Source organism: Haliscomenobacter sp., assembly GCF_041740695.1.
GTDB lineage: Bacteria > Bacteroidota > Bacteroidia > Chitinophagales > Saprospiraceae > Haliscomenobacter.
Genome location: NZ_JBGSLK010000007.1, coordinates 34,475 through 50,342, shown reverse-complemented (window position 1 = coordinate 50,342; position 15,868 = coordinate 34,475). Strand labels below are relative to the sequence as shown.

The 15,868-nt window shown below is 48.1% G+C and carries 9 protein-coding genes; 3 read left to right on the top strand and 6 right to left on the bottom strand.

All coding sequences use genetic code 11. From position 1 onward, the window contains the following. Positions 1-95: 95 nt before the first annotated feature. Positions 96-1,712 carry a sodium:solute symporter gene (locus ACEW9O_RS01390; protein WP_373548325.1) on the top strand — a complete coding sequence of 539 codons (1,617 nt, stop codon included), beginning with the start codon at positions 96-98 and terminating at the stop codon, positions 1,710-1,712. Positions 1,713-1,811: 99 nt separating this feature from the next. Here ACEW9O_RS01390 and ACEW9O_RS01385 read toward each other — a convergent pair whose 3' ends face one another. The 4 genes from ACEW9O_RS01385 to rbfA form a co-directional block, all read right to left on the bottom strand. Further along, positions 1,812-2,120, bottom strand: coding sequence for a rhodanese-like domain-containing protein (locus tag ACEW9O_RS01385; protein WP_373548324.1), 309 nt, complete (start codon positions 2,118-2,120; stop codon positions 1,812-1,814). Positions 2,121-2,256: 136 nt separating this feature from the next. Next, positions 2,257-5,901 (bottom strand): PASTA domain-containing protein, encoded by a 3,645-nt coding sequence (locus ACEW9O_RS01380; RefSeq protein WP_373548323.1) that lies wholly within the window; start codon positions 5,899-5,901, stop codon positions 2,257-2,259. A 147-nt stretch (positions 5,902-6,048) separates the two neighbouring features. After that, on the bottom strand, positions 6,049-9,717 hold the full coding sequence (locus ACEW9O_RS01375; RefSeq protein WP_373548322.1) for a reprolysin-like metallopeptidase: 3,669 nt from the start codon (positions 9,715-9,717) through the stop codon (positions 6,049-6,051). Positions 9,718-10,020: 303 nt separating this feature from the next. Next, complete coding sequence (rbfA, locus tag ACEW9O_RS01370; protein ID WP_373548321.1) at positions 10,021-10,395, bottom strand: 30S ribosome-binding factor RbfA; 375 nt, start codon at positions 10,393-10,395, stop codon at positions 10,021-10,023. A gap of 263 nt (positions 10,396-10,658) precedes the next feature. Between rbfA and recG the strand changes: the two genes are divergently transcribed. Next, complete coding sequence (gene recG / locus ACEW9O_RS01365) at positions 10,659-12,767, top strand: ATP-dependent DNA helicase RecG (RefSeq protein ID WP_373548320.1); 2,109 nt, start codon at positions 10,659-10,661, stop codon at positions 12,765-12,767. Between the two features lie 65 nt (positions 12,768-12,832). On the opposite strand, the gene ACEW9O_RS01360 is transcribed toward recG, so the two are convergent. Beyond that, on the bottom strand, positions 12,833-13,477 hold the full coding sequence (locus tag ACEW9O_RS01360; protein WP_373548319.1) for a hypothetical protein: 645 nt from the start codon (positions 13,475-13,477) through the stop codon (positions 12,833-12,835). A 168-nt stretch (positions 13,478-13,645) separates the two neighbouring features. Then, positions 13,646-14,320: a head GIN domain-containing protein gene (locus ACEW9O_RS01355; RefSeq protein WP_373548318.1), complete on the bottom strand. Its 675-nt coding sequence runs from the start codon at positions 14,318-14,320 to the stop codon at positions 13,646-13,648. 199 nt (positions 14,321-14,519) lie between these two features. Between ACEW9O_RS01355 and ACEW9O_RS01350 the strand changes: the two genes are divergently transcribed. Beyond that, entirely contained in the window at positions 14,520-15,836 is a 1,317-nt protein-coding gene (locus tag ACEW9O_RS01350) for an acyltransferase family protein (RefSeq protein ID WP_373548317.1), read from the top strand. The last annotated feature ends 32 nt before the right edge of the window (positions 15,837-15,868 follow it).

The window sequence follows — 15,868 nt, the reverse complement described above, 5'->3', positions numbered from 1 at the left end:
AGTTTTACACTACCGCCATCCAGGAAGCCTTAGATTTGGCCAAAGCAGTGCATCGCCCTTGATTTGTGAACTATTAAACAAACAAAATAACACGTATGAGTCAATTTGCTACACTGGATTGGGTCGTCATTGCAGCCTACTTTATGCTCCTGTTGGGGATCGCAATCTGGGTGATGACGCGCAAAAATGATACCACCGAAGATTATTTTCTTGCGGGGAGGAACGTGGGCTGGTTCGTGATTGGGGCTTCTATTTTTGCTTCCAATATTGGGTCGGAGCACGTAGTGGGTTTAGCCGGAGCAGGTGCCGGAGGCAAAATCCCGATGTTGATTTACGAATTACACGCCTGGCTGGTGGTCACCATGGGTTGGGTGTTTTTACCCTTCTACATCCGCAGTGGTATTTTTACTACGCCGGAGTTTTTGGAAAAACGTTTTAACGCACAAACGCGTTGGTTTTTGAGTATTTTCTCTCTACTCGCTTATGTATTGACCAAGGTCTCGGTAACGGTTTATGCCGGAGGGATTGTCATTTCTACGCTGTTGCACATCGACTTCTGGTTTGGGGCACTGCTGACGGTGGTCCTTACCGGGGCCTACACCGTTGTTGGTGGGATGCGGGCAGTGGTCTACACAGAGGCCTTACAAACCGTTGTCCTGCTTATAGGTGCAACTACCCTGACCATTGTAGGGTTGAACGCAGTAGGTGGCTGGAGTGGCATGAAAGCTTCATTGGAGCCTGGTTACCTCAACATGTGGCGCCCAGCGAGTGATCCAGATTTCCCTTGGCCTAGTTTGGTGATTACGAGTACCATTGTGGGTACCTGGTATTGGTGTACGGATCAATACATCATCCAACGGGGTTTGGCGGCTAGAAACATCACCATTGGTCGTCGGGGCGCTATCTTTGGGGGCTTGTTGAAATTGACGCCCGTATTTTTGTTCCTGATTCCAGGGGTAGTAGCATTGGCGCTTAAAAACCGAGGTGAACTACAATGGGATTCTCCGGATGAAGCTTTTGCAACTTTGTTGATGGAAAAAACGCCAATCGGCTTGCGTGGCCTGGTGGCGGCTGGTTTGTTGGCGGCATTGATGAGTTCGCTGGCCTCTGTTTTCAACTCTTGTTCTACGTTGTTTACAGTAGACATTTACAAAAAATTGCGCCCGAATGCACCAGAGAAGAAACTGTTGAGTGTAGGCCGCTATGCCACGGCAGTAGTGGTGATCCTGGGAATTTTGTGGATACCCATCATGCAAAACATTTCCAAAGGCTTGTATGGGTATTTGCAATCTGTACAGTCTTACATTGCTCCACCGATTACAGCTGTATTCCTATTGGGTATATTTTCCAAACGCATCAACAGCAAGGGGGCGATGGCAACCCTGATCGCAGGTTTGGTCGTCGCCTTAGTTCGCCTGAGTCTGGAAATCAGCAAAGATTCGCTTACTCCAGGTACGCTTCTCCATACTTTTGGCGCGGTGAACTTTTTGACCTTTGCGGCCTGGTTTTTCCTGTTCTGCGTGGCCGTTTGTGTGGTAGTGAGTTTAATTACTCCTCCTCCTCCGCCCGAGAGCATTACCGGACTTACCTATGGTACCATGACTGCTGAACAAAAAGCCGAAAACCGTGCCAGCTTTAGTATCTGGGATGTGGTGATGTCGGTAGTGGTGGTTGGGATTGTGGTGTTTGTGATGCTTAGTTTTAGAGGATAATTTTAAGTGAAGAGTGAAGAGTGAAAAGTGAAAAAATGTACACCATTTGGATTTCACCGCTTGGTATATTTTTTTCACTCTTCACTTTTCACTTTTCACTTATTTCGCCATTCCAAAATTATCGATCCAGTCCAACATGCCCCCTTCCAGGTTGCGCACGTTTTTGAAACCGGCGTCTTTCAGCTGATATTGTACACTGGCACTGCGGCGGCCCGAGCGGCAATACACAACTACTTCGTCATCTTTGTGGCTGATCAAGCTGGGAATGACCATGGGGAAATTACCCATTGGAATCAAGTTCCCACCTACGTTGAATTCTTCGTGTTCGTATGGTTCGCGCACGTCGATGAGGACAAAATCATCTTTACGTGCTAGCTTTTCTTTCAACTCCTGTACGGTAATGTCCATGATTATTCTAGTTTTTGTGTTTCTTACCTGCTTTGTGAACAAAGTCAACATGGCGCAAAATTAATGGTGAAAAATGGTTACCGAATAATGCGCCGCAAATGTATTCATTTTTAGAGATTTAAAGCAATCTCTATTGTTAATCATTCTCAAATTCACTTTCAGTACTTACCGGTGCTTCCGTTGGACAATCTGCTGGTCGTTTGCGCGTCAGGTATAATTTGAGCTCTCCACCCGATTTCATGGTTGAATCGGCATGGAAGAATGGCTCCTGTTTCCATACAAAATAACCAACAGGTCGACTGGCTGGATTGTTGTCATCCGTTTCCAAAACCAGCTTGACGCCGCTATTGTTGATGATGAATTCTGCTTCGTCGTAGGTTTTGCACAATACATCCGGGATGGGCACATCGCCAGTATTCCGGACCGATACCACCAAGATAACCTTGGAAGCCTTGGGCACTTCGATGCCCGTCTTCAACTCGGTAGCTGTATATTGGCGGCCATTGTATTTGATGAACATGACTGTATTTTCCTCCAATTGGCGGTCAAACAGATATTCAATTTTCCCTACTTTTATGCCCTTTGCATTCAAGGCATTGGTGTAAACGGACAATTCATCCCGCCCAACCAAATCGGGAAGATTCACCATCGGAGCCTGGCCACTGGTGATCACGACGTAGATGTTGCGGCTGTTTTTGACCCGGGCAGGTGGTTTCGGGTCTTGATCCATGATGATCCCGGGAGCTTTATCTGCATCGAATTGGGTAGAACTGACCACAATCCTGAAGCTGGCCGCGCGCGCTTTGGCTTTGGCATCCTCGAGGCTCATACCCCTGAAGTCGCGCAATTCCAAGGACTCCCCGTGGTGCGTGTAAATTTTGATCCCAGTCGTAAGCGCAAAAAAAGTCAAGAAGATAAAGGCACCTAAGGCCAGGGCATTTTTGATGAATAGTGTTGACACAAAAAATCCGATTGTATCGTTAAGAAATTCTTTAAACCGCGCTTCCACTCCATAGCTGGGCACTTCGAGCCGTGGCGTACTAGGCTCGGCTTCTTTTGGTGCTACTTCTGGTATGGATACGAGTGGTGCAGTCACGGGCTCCGTAGTAGGGATACTGGCCGTAGGGATGGTCACTTTGGGTGCCGTAACGACCTCTGCGATTAAGGTTGAAGCAAGTTCCGCATACTTTTTACTTTCAACGAGTAACTGATCCAATTGGGCAAAAGGGGTGATCCCCATCAAACCCGATTGTTGCAGCACCCCTCGGCCATAATGTAAGGGCGGCAGCGTATTGGCTTCCAACAAAATGATTTCCGGGTTGGTGTTTTCGTAAATTCGTACAAAACCATCAATGGTAGCCAATCCAAAGATATTGAGGATGCGCGCCGCCTTTTCAAAATCGGCTTTGATTTGTGTACTCAAAAAATGCTGTTCCTGCGGGTTTTTGGAAAAGCGCGCTGGGATAACCGGATGGGTCTGACCTGGGATGATTTCAGCCAAGTCAAAAACCTGGTACTTCATAGCCCCTTCAATAGTAGGTGAAGCCATTACAGTAGCTGAAATTTCCAAAAAATGCCGCGCGCCTTCGGGGCCGATCATTGATTCTAACAGGGCTTCTTCCGCATAGGGGAATTCGGCCTTGGATTTCAATTTGAGGATCTTGCGGTATTCCGCGCCATCGGCACCCTGTGGCCGAAACATCAAGCGCAGGTAGGCATCCAAATCCGTGCGATTCCGAATGGCTTTAACTGCAATTCCCCCATTTTGATCAATGGGTTTGGCCACAAAGGGGTAACTCAGGCGGCTTTCAATCTTTTGATAAGCTTCCTCGGCGCTGAGTTCAAAGGCGCGTTTGCTGAGCACCAATTGGTGTGGCCCCTGGAAACCATTGCGTTTCAAAACCTCCAGTGTCTGTACTTTATTGACGGCAATGTGCGAGGTTTTATGTCCCGAACCATTGTAGGGAATTTTGTGCGCTTCGAGTTCTTGTTGCAATTGTCCATCTTCACCAGGGCGGCCCTGCAAGGCAATAAAAGCCTGATCAATCATCCGGGCTAAATCGTCCAAACTGCGTTTTTGGGCATTGGCATTGGCGTTGCCACTGGCATATTTGACCAGAATATCTGCACTTCGATTGCGCAGTGCTTCCACCTCTTCAATGGCGGCAGGGGCTTTGTGTAAGGCTTTAACAATGCTATCGACGTCGGGCAAAAACAATAGGTCGCCAGGCGTTTGGTAATAGTCCCACTGCTGGGCGTTCCCGGTCAACAATACCGGGATTGGGTCGTATTCTTCGGTTCCGGAAAGGACTTCGTATACGTGGCGAGCAGTTTGCAGGGTCAGATTGCGCTCCACCCCATAACCGCCGTAGAACAAAGCTACTTTAGCTTTTTTCTCCTCTTGTGGCCGCCAATTGCGGACTAAGTCATCCAAATAGTGCAATAGTGATGGCAAACTGGCATCTTGCGTTTGTTCATTTACTCTGGCTTGCAAAGAAGAGCGGATGAGGTAAGTCAGCAACTGTGAAGGACTCAATCCTATCGCTGCACCTGCATGCAACATCTGGGTTGGTAGAAAAGGCTCCGGATTGGGCAAAACCTGCTCAATGTACACTTGCCCCTGATTATCGATACAACCCCGTATGCCCGTGTAAGCCTGCACGCCCAGAGTGGTAAACAATCGTTCACAGACCACCCGAATGGCTGCGGACTGTTCGCGTGAAAAAGGAGTTGGCGCTACATTGTCTGCTTCAAAGGGTTCGGGCAATAGTGCGACCGGGCTGCCATCTTCTTTGGCCAACACCAAACAGGAAAATTTGGCCCACTCGCGGTTTTCTTGGATGCTGAGCAGGGTTGCTGCATAACTGCCCTCCAAAACCATTTGCGCCTGTTCTTCCAAAATTTCGGAAGCCAGTCGGTTTAAAGTTTTGAGTAGTTCTTCAGGATGGAAAATCGAATATTGTTGACCATTAGCAGCCACCCGAATGGGGAATCCCAGGCCGTCGCTGGCGTTGAGCAGCAAGCGAACATGGTCAATACGTTCGTACTCACTGCGTTTCAACCAGTCACCGACCAGGATGATTTCACGGCCAAAAACGTCGTCTACGGCTTCTCTAAAGGTCTCGGTGTCATCGTGTTCGTTCACCAGGATCTGGTGTTCGCTGGCACTTTGCGCAGCAGAGCCAATACACACCGGAAAGCCGACCTCTTGGTGTACTCGAGTAAGCAAAGCGGCGAGGTCTCCACCAAGCCATTCCTGCCGACTCAGGCTGATCTGCCGCAGGGTGTTGAAACCCTTTGATTTGAGGAGTGGAATGAGTTTGGATTGATCACTTAAGGTAGCACAAAGCGCGCTATTGCTGCCTGAGTAAGGAATCCGCAGTTCCTCCAGGCGCAATTGCAAAGCCCCAAATTCACCGGGCATGAGCAAAAAGGCAAAATTGATCAGCTCAGGAAGTTCAGTTGCTTTGATGGGTTCGCCCATTTTTTGGAAATGGCGATCCAATTCATCCTGGGGAAGGTTTCCTAAACTTTCGATGTAAACGCGAAATTGATTAGGGGAGGGCGGGCAGAGTTCTGGAGTAGGGCAAAAATCGCGGATATTGGGCTGAAAAACACTTTGCCAATCCAATAGGATGATGTTTTCCAGGCTGTCCACAAAAATGGGTACAGGCTCAAAACAACCGCGGTTTAGGTAATTGTAAGCGGTTCTTCCCACATCGAAGGAACGTTCCTTCACACGGGATGCACCGCCAAAAAAAATGCCGACTTTTATTTTCATAGGTCTTTGCGGAAAATTCGGCGATAAAATACGAAAAAAGTTGAGAAGATGAGAAGGTTGAGGGAAGTTTAGGCTACCGCGAGCGACTTAGACGAGGATTTTATCAAAATCGCTCGCGGTAGCCTATACCTTCTCAACTTTCTCAACTTATTTCGCTACCGCAAACTGCCGCTGCATACTTCCTTTGCCCGTATTCAAGTGCAAAAGATAGGCGCCTGCCGGCCATTGTTGGGTAGCAATTGTATGGTTTTTGACACCTTGTTTAACGGTTCTTTGGTACAACAATTGACCTTGCAGGTTAAAAATACTGAGTACCCCATCCGTAGGCAGGTTTTGTTCAAACTCGAGGTTCAACAAGTCATGTGTAGGGTTGGGGTACAGTTTTACCGCAAAGGGGAGTGGTACTTCACCCAAGCCCGTTGATTGGTCAATTTGAATGTTGAAGCGGTTGATGGGTAAAAAGCCACCTTTGCCATCTTGTACTACAAAAGAAAAGGCATCACTGGTATCTGTGCCACCATTGTGGGTGTAACGCAAGCGAGCTGCATCGATGTCAGCTTGGGTAAACTGGTCACCAATGTCCAGCAATTTATCCGTCAAGCGCAAACCACCTCCGGTGGGTATCCGCGTCAAAGTGTACAACAATTGGCTCGCCGTTGCATCCACATCCTGAGCTTGCAAGTCGGTTCCTGGGATGGTTTTGTTGCTGTTGCGACTTACTTTTACACCCTTGTTGTTGAGCAAAGTAGGGTTGCTGGCAGTTAGCGTAGAACAAAATTCGATGATCCAAGAATTGATCGCACCAACGGTACCGGCTTCCGAGCGAATGACTTGTACCCGTAAAATCCAGGTACCCTGAATGCTTTCACCTTGCAGGATTTTCAGTGCTTCTTTAGGTCTAAACACGATGCCATCGTCTGGGGGGCAAGTAGCCGTACCCCCAATAATGACCCCGGGAGCTTCATCGTCAAAACCAACTTTCATAATTCCGGTACGGCCCGTGCAAGCCTGATCGTACAAGACCACCACGGTACCTTTAGGGCTCACCAAACTTACTCTGATCAAATTGACGGTTTGGTAGTCGATGTCAATATTGGGTATGTTGATGTCGGTGATGCTTCCCGTTTCGGTTATGTTGATGCGGGATTCTACGGTGGGGTTGTTGCGGGAAGGAATGTTCACCGCAGCAGTCGAACCCTGGCGCTTACATGCCGTCAAACTGGTATGAAACACAAAGGGTTCGCTGTATTGGCCAGGGCCACATTCGTTTTCTGGACGTACGCGCCAGAAGTGGAGCGTGTTGTCTTTGAGGATTTTATTGGGAGCAAAGGTATCGACTGTTACTCCGCTTGCTTGTGCCAGATTGGTGGTGCCAAATTTGGGGCTTTCCGACAATTCTACCGCATAAGACCGCGCTGCTGGTGTTTTTTGCCAACGCAAAATCGTGGACAATTGAATGCCCGTTTGGCCATTGCTTGGATTTTTCAAGGCCAGATTTGAAAAATCGGTGGAAAGGGTCACCAAAGACAAGGTACGCAGCACCGTATCGGCGCCTTGGGCTATGGCACGAACGGTAAATTCAACGGTATCCCGCAATACATTTTGAACCGTAAGTTTCAAGGTGCTCGTTTCTCCACCACGCAAATTATTGGCACTAAAAGAAGCGGTAATCCCGGCGGGCAGGCTGCCTGGCAGGATATCCAATCTCACCACATTATTGAAACCACCCAAAGTGGTGTTGCTGATTTTGTATTCCACCGCTGCGGGCTGGCAATTCAGCGGCAGGCTGTATGGACTAACCCCTAAGGCAAAAGTAGCCGTAGGGTTAGACATGATGGCAAAGTTTTGATTGGAGATATCAAAAAAGACGTTGTCCACTGCTTCTATCTTAATGCGGGCATTGTTGGAAATCATGTTGGGTAGCGTAACTTTTTCACTGCCATCATTGAGTGCATTTTCGGCCAGGAGAAAGGGGAAACTAAAACCTCCATCTACGGAAAGCCGGATATTGACATAGCGGCAATTGACGGGGGCAAGGTTGGTTTTGGCGACATCCCAGGTGATGGCTACATCGTCGCCTGCTTTCATTACTTCTGTGCCAAGATTGGGGCTTTTTACCAAAAAAGGCCCCGCCTGATCAGTCGCCTGAAGGCGAATGCCCTGCCAAGCTACCGCCCCTGCCGAGGGGTGATTGTCACGTACGGTACAGCGGAAGTTGAGCTGGCGAGTATAAGTAGGCAGTACTTCCGTGTTGCGGCTGACATTGTCTACCAAATCGGATAACTGAGGGAAGGTGCGGATGGAACTGGTGGTGGGAGGTAGCGACCGAAAGATTGGACTGGTCCCTTGTGGTTCACCCAAGGGACGAACTGGGCCCAGGTCAAATTGTTCCCAACAATAAGTCAATGGGTCGCCATCGGGGTCTATCCCGGTGGCCGTTAAGGCGAAAGGAGTACCGATGGGAATAACCAGGTTGGAGCGATGATTGATACTTACAGTGGGTACATTATTGGGAGTCGGAACTTGGGTTGCACAACCATTCCCTTCCATTTCTCGGCTAAACATAATGAACTCTTCCAGCGAACCGGTGGCGTAATAATCATCAGATTTATCACTCACATTGTTGTTGGCACAGGAACCAGCATAGGACATAATCGTGCTCCCACTACCGGGCTCGTATGCACTTTGTGAAGCCAATTGTTCTTGGAAATCAGGGCAATTGTTCCAACTGTGGTTACAGGAAAATTGGTGCCCGATTTCATGCGCCATTACAGAAACTGCGATAAAATTGATATCGTTGCGGAAAAAACAGGTTACCCCCCGGCCCTTGGTATCTTTACAAACCGTAGCTGGAGCGGCAATACCGCCGATGTTATTGGTACAGCCGCGGGTAAATACATGGCCGATATCGTAGCCAGTGAGTCCAATGCGGGCATTGAGCACTCCGGGATTGACGCCCAATAAAGTAGGCGCACTGGCAGGTTCGTTATAAGGGTCGGTTGCGGCGTCGAGAAAAATCAGGGTATCGTTGTTGTCGATCATCATCAATTTGACCGCCGTTTCGCGAATAAAAATTTGATTTACGCGGTTAAGAGCAGTATTCATCGAAGCCAGGACTTTTTCAACGGTACCTCCATTGGCCTGCGCGTATTCACCGGTACAGGCCAAAGCCAGGCGATAAGTCCGCAGCGGTTGAGCTACACTGCCCCGCAAGGTCAAGCCTGGTGTGGTATTGGTCGTTTCCCGCCGAGGTTCTTCCATCGCCAATTCAGTGGTATTGATGCCACAGCTCAAGGAGGCGAGTTCGGTTTGGCTCAAATCGAGGTCTTTGGTGAAATAACTGAAATAATAGCTCGTGGCAAGATTGCTGGCATAAGGATCGATGTACACCATGCCATCGAGGGTATGAATCGCGGCATGGAATATACCCGCGCCTAAGTCAAACCGGACGCTAAAGGCCTGGTCATCCAAACTTTTACCACTAAAACTCTGGATGCTCGGGTATCTGGCGGCCAACTTGGGCATCATGACGGGGGATGCTTCAATGGCAAAGCGGGCCATTTTTCCATTGGGCAAAGGGAGGGATACTACCACAGGTGCACTTTTGCTGCCTTCAGTCGGAGCCTGTTGGAGCACTTGTTGTAACTTGGATACATCAAGACTGAGGGTACGGTATTTATTGGTTGCCAAATCTACTTCTGCATTAAATGGCAACTGGATGGCTGAGGTCGTTACATCACGCCAGTATGGGTTTTCCTGGGCAAAAAGACCAGCACTAATAAGAACCAGGCTCAACAGAGCGGACAAACATTTCATACTTAATTCGGTTTAAACAGCTTTAACGTTAATAAGTACCAGATCATTAATTGTGATCTGGTACTTAAGGGTAAAAATACGTGCTTAACCGAATTGTGGAAGGATGCTTTGTGATTTTCGTCGGGGAAAGTATAAAAATATGTTAGGGCAACCCTGTTGGGGCATCCCTGTTGGGGCATCCCTATGTGGTTGCCCTTGCTCGGCAACCACGTAGGGTTGCCCTTGCTCGGCAACCACGTAGGGTTGCCCTTGCTCGGCAACCACATAGGGTTGCCCTTGCTCGGCAACCACGTAGGGTTGCCGCTACTCCTCTTCGCCCATTTGGTTGTCGGCGCGCAGGCGACCAAACATGGCATCGATGCGGTACATCTCATCCAGGGTATCATCCAAATAAAAATCTACATCCGGAATTCGGCGCACCAATTTGCGCAGGCGATGGCCGAGGGACTGTTTCAGGCGTGATTTTTCCTCCGCCATTTCCAGCAGTACTTCTTGTTTGTTTTCGGTATTGTATACGCTGAGGTAAATTTTAGCTTGACTGAGATCAGAGGATACTTTGACATTGGTAACCGTTACTAAAGGGGTGGCGCCGTAAATGTAGCTTCCCTCATCTTGCAGCACCAGGCTGAAATTCCGCTTCACCAATTCCGCTACTTGTTTTTGTTTAATCGTTTCCATCCCTACCTTAAGTTTTAATCAAATTTATGTTTTATTTTTGTGCGAAAACATAAATCTTAGCACAAAAATCAACAAAAAGAATGCAAATTTCGCAATTCGTGCTTAATTTGCAAATTACTTTTATAAGTCTGACGCAAAAAATTACTTCCCGATTTTTTTTGAGGGTTTTGAATAGGAAGCTCACTTGAAATGAACCGTTCGACTTCCTATTCAAAACCCAAATCGGGAAGTTAATTTTTCTGCGTTACCAATCAGCAAAAAATATGCTGTATATTCTGGATAGCCCAATTGAATACCTCAAAGGGGTTGGCCCCAAAAAAGGTGAATTGCTGCGTAAAGAGCTCGGTATCGCTACTTTCGCAGATTTGCTGTTGGCCTATCCCAGCCGGTACATCGACAAAACCCAATTCCACCGCATTGCTGACCTTACTGAGGACAGTGGCAACGTACAACTCAAGGGAGTCTTGCGCCGCTTCAGTACCGAAGGAGAAGGCCGCAAAACCCGCCTGGTTGGCCAATTTCGCGATGAAAGTGGGGTGATTTCCCTGGTTTGGTTTACCGGAATTTCCTGGTTGCAAAAACAATTGGTGATTGGCCAGGAATATGTGATTTACGGTCGAGTCAATGCGTTCATGGACTCTTTTTCGATTCCACATCCTGAAATGGAAGTGGTCTCCACCGAAAACACCCAAACTGCCACTGCTTTTGCACCCGTTTATCCCAGTACCGAAAAGCTGAATGCACAAGGTTTGGACGCTAAAAGCCGTCGGCGATTGCTCAAAACTTTGCTGGAAAAACTGGAGCCTGCTCAGCTTCCGGAGACATTACCAAATTACATCGTCAAAAAGTTCCATTTCCCGAGTCATTTTGAAGCGATGCTTTTGATTCACTTCCCCCGTACCGAGGATGAACTCAAAGCAGCCAGCAATCGACTCAAGTTTGAGGAGCTTTTTTTCATGCAACTGCGCTTGTTGCAAATCAAACGCCGCCGCAAGGATGAAGTGAAGGGCTACGTATTTGAAAAAATTGGCGAGTACTTCAACAATTTTTACCAAAACAAATTGCCTTTTGAACTGACCAATGCCCAAAAAAAGGTGCTCAAGGAAATTCGCCGCGACTTGGGAATGGGTGTCCAAATGAACCGCCTGATTCAAGGTGATGTAGGGAGCGGGAAAACCATGGTGGCGCTTTTGGCGATGCTGATGGCACTGGACAATGGCTTTCAAACCTGTATGATGGCGCCTACCGAGATTTTGGCACAGCAACACTTTATCTCGATCAGCAATTATTTGCAGGATTCCCCGGTAGAAGTCGCTTTTTTATCGGGTAGCATCAAAGGGAAAGCGCGAAAACATATTTTGGAACGGCTCGCCGCAGGTGAAATCCATATCCTGATTGGTACTCATGCCTTGATTGAAGATTGGGTGGTATTCAAAAACCTGGCCCTGGCCATCACCGATGAGCAACACCGCTTTGGCGTTGCGCAAAGGGCTGCCTTGTGGAAAAAGACCAAACCATTTCCGCCGCATGTGTTGGTAATGACCGCCACCCCGATTCCCCGTACCCTGGCCATGACTTTGTATGGGGATTTGGACGTATCGGTCATTGACGAATTGCCACCGGGGCGGAAGGATATTGTCACCTTGCACCGTACCGAAAACCATCGCCTGAGGGTGATCGGGTTTATGCGCGAGCAGATTGCGCTGGGGCGGCAGGTGTACATCGTGTACCCGATGATTGAGGAGTCTGAAAAACTAGACTTGCAAAACCTGATGACGGGATATGAAGTCATTTCGCGTGAGTTTCCACTCCCGGATTTCCAGATCAGCATCGTTCATGGCAAGATGAAGGCGGCGGATAAGGAATTTGAAATGCAACGTTTTGTACGCGGAGAAACCAACATCATGGTGGCTACCACCGTTATCGAAGTAGGGGTAAATGTGCCCAACGCTACGGTGATGGTTGTGGAGAATACCGAGCGTTTTGGCCTTTCGCAATTGCATCAGTTGCGCGGCCGGGTGGGGCGTGGTGGCGAGCAATCTTATTGTTTGTTGATGTCGAGTTTTAAATTGAGTAAGGATAGCAAAGAGCGCATCCAAACGATGGTGCGAACCAACAATGGCTTCGAAATCGCAGAAGCCGACCTCAAGCTACGTGGCCCCGGCGACATTGAAGGCACCCAACAGAGTGGTATCGTCAACCTCCGCCTGGCTGATTTGGCCAAGGATGGAAAAATTCTGCATGCGGCCCGGGAAGTAGCTGCACGAATATTGGATGACGACCCCTATTTTAAACGCCCGGAACATGAGATTTTAGGCGTACAATTGGCAAAGGAGAGTAAGGCAAGGAAGGCTTGGAGTAGAATTAGTTGAGCATAACCTATAGTTTTTCCAAAAAGTTTTTACAAATCATATTTTTGGCGGGTAATGCGCTTGGATTATTCTAGAATTTTTTTGACTTCTGGTTCATTAGTAGAGACATTACAAACAATCTTCCATTTGCCATCGGGCTGCTTTTTGCAGATGCTGACCCAGGCAAAATTGGTGCTTTCTTCTATAGTCTGCTTTTTTTCATCGAGATAGGTCAAAATCACCATTTTATCTACCACCATGTAGGCCATGGATCCATCATCGGAAAACTCAATTCTCGGCGGACTGACATCGGCCCATTTTTTAAAGCTGACCTGATCGAAATAACTTTGGATCCGGGGGCGGGCAGCTTCAGGGCTCATGGTTGTGATTTTACCATGGTTTACGGAAAGCATTTTTTGATCAAACTGTGAGATAAAGGCTTCAACATTTTTTTGTAGATGGGCGTATTGCTGTGCCTGGTGCAAGCTAAGTAATTTTTGTTTTTCGGCCTCAAAATCAACTTTTTCCGGCTGGCAAGCATACAAAAAGCCCAACACTCCGAGTAGCATAAACTGCATTGATAGAGGCAAACTTTTTTTCATAGCAATAAATGATCTATTGACATGAGTCATCCCGAATTTTAATTTCAAGAAAGTAATTAGAATCACGGAGTGATTTAATTTTGAATAGCCGCGGTCGTCCGCGGTGAAATACCCGGCGGAATGTGCCACAACCGCGGTAGCGGTTGAACAAATCTGGGCAAAATTCAACCGCTACCGCGGTTGCAAAGCGGCGCAAAACGGCTAAACCCGCGGACGACCGCGGCTATTCAAGATTCAACCGCTGCCGCGGTTGGGAAGTCAGAATTCGGGATGACTTATATTTACTCCGTACTGGTATTACAATGATTCTACTTTCCCCGACCCGGCTACACTGGTTTTTACACTCGGTTTCCCAGAGTAAAACACGCTGCCTGAGCCAGCAATCGAAACGGTCAATTTGTCTTTGGCATCTACATAAGCATCACCGCTGCCCGCGATGCTGACTTTGCTGCTGCCGCTGCCCAATTGGCGTACGTCTACCTTGCCGCTTCCGGCAATGCTGATGCTGGTTGCGGTTGCTGAACCAGCCAGAGAAACCTCGCCACTGCCGCCGATGGAAACCTTCAGTTCTTCCAGGTTTTTGAATTCGTTTTTGCCAACGATTTTACCAGAGCCGCCAATTGAAAGGGCTTTCACCGTGGGCATGGTGATGTGGATCACCACGTCTTTGTAATCCTTGATTCTTTTTTTGCCCTTGATGTTCCAGGAACCATTTTCTACTTCCAGCTCCAGGTTGTCGATTATGTTCTGTTGCGCTTCAATTTCAACGGAATGGCTGCTGCCTTGAGTCAAATAAACGGTGGCATGGATGCCTAAACCGAGGCTGTGGAAATTGTCCACATTCAGTTTTTTCTTCACAATTTCACCCTGACCAGTGATGGCGGGGCCATTGTTATAGTTTTGAGCCATTGCTGAACTGTACCAACATACGACCAGCAATAAAAGGAATGTGCGAAAATGAGCAATTTTCATATTGTAGAGTTTTTTTGAATCAAAGACAAAGGAAATCTCGGGAGGTTGCAATCAGCTTTCAGCTATGAGCAATCAGCTATCATCTTTCAGCCAACGACAATCTGCTGATGGCTGACAGCTCATTGCTGAAAGCTGTCAGCTTGGAACTCTGGAACCCTTTCCTTATTTTTCCCCCACAAATCCTTCAACCCTTCAACAGATGCAAACATCTACCCGCCTTCTTTCCCTCGATGTCATGCGTGGGCTCACCATCGCTGGCATGATCCTGGTCAACAACCCTGGTGATTGGGGCAATGTTTATAGGCCTTTATTGCATGCGGATTGGCATGGGTGTACACCTACGGACTGGGTTTTTCCTTTCTTTTTGTTTATGGTCGGGGTGGCGATTCCACTGGCTTTGGGCAAGCGCAAGGATCAGGGCGAAGATTTGCGTAAAATCTACTATAAAATTGTCAGCCGTTCCTTGATCATCATCGGCATTGGTCTGTTTCTGACCGCTCATCCGAATTTTTATTTTAAAGACAAAAGTAGTCCCTGGTACATTGTGCACCTGGTTCTGATGGCCATTGCGATGATCTCGGTATTCATCCGCGAGGTACTGAATCAGACCCAGTTTAAAACCGAGCTCTGGCAACAACGCCGCAAATGGATCTCTTATCTGGCGCTAGCAGCGGCAGCTGGAATGGCGCTTATTGGCATCTTTTATTACGATTTTAGCCATATGCGTTTTCCTGGGGTGTTGCAGCGCATTGGACTGGTCTACCTTGCTTGTGGATTTTTGTTTTTAAAAGCCAGTCCACGGATGCAGTTGCTGACGGGAATTGTTTTGCTGCTGGTGTATTGGGCGCTGATGACCCTGGTGCCAGTGCCAGGCGGAATTGCGCCCAACCTGGAAGCTGAAACAAACCTCGGTGCCTGGCTGGACCGGGCAATTTTCAGCACCAACCACCTTTGGGCAGCCGTCAAAACTTGGGATCCCGAAGGTTTATTGAGCACCATTCCAGCGATTGGTACAGGTATCGCCGGGATGCTAACCGGAGAGTGGCTGCGCACTTCAAAAACGGATCATGAAAAGGTCAATGGTTTATTGGCGGTAGGGTCGCTGCTTTTTGCACTGGGTTTGATCTGGAATGAGGTGTTTCCGCTGAATAAAAAAATCTGGACCAGCTCCTACGTGGTGTACATGGCGGGCATCTCGCTGTTGTTTTTGGGGACCATTTATTGGTTGGTCGACATCAAGGGCTGGAAGGGCTGGATCAAACCTTTTCAGGTGTATGGGGTCAATGCACTTTTTGCTTTTGTGCTATCGGGCGTAGTGGCTCGTCTGTTGGGCACCATCAAAGTCGGGGGGCCAGACGGTGAACCAATTGGTTTGGGTGCCTGGTTGTACCAGCACAGTTTTGTGACCTTCTTGTCGCCGATGAATGCCTCCCTGGCCTGGGCGATCTGCAATGTATTGTTGATTTTGGGCGCTTGCTGGATCTTGTACCGCAACAAAATCTACATCAAAGTCTAAACTACACTAATGGACATTTTTGTTTTTCAGAC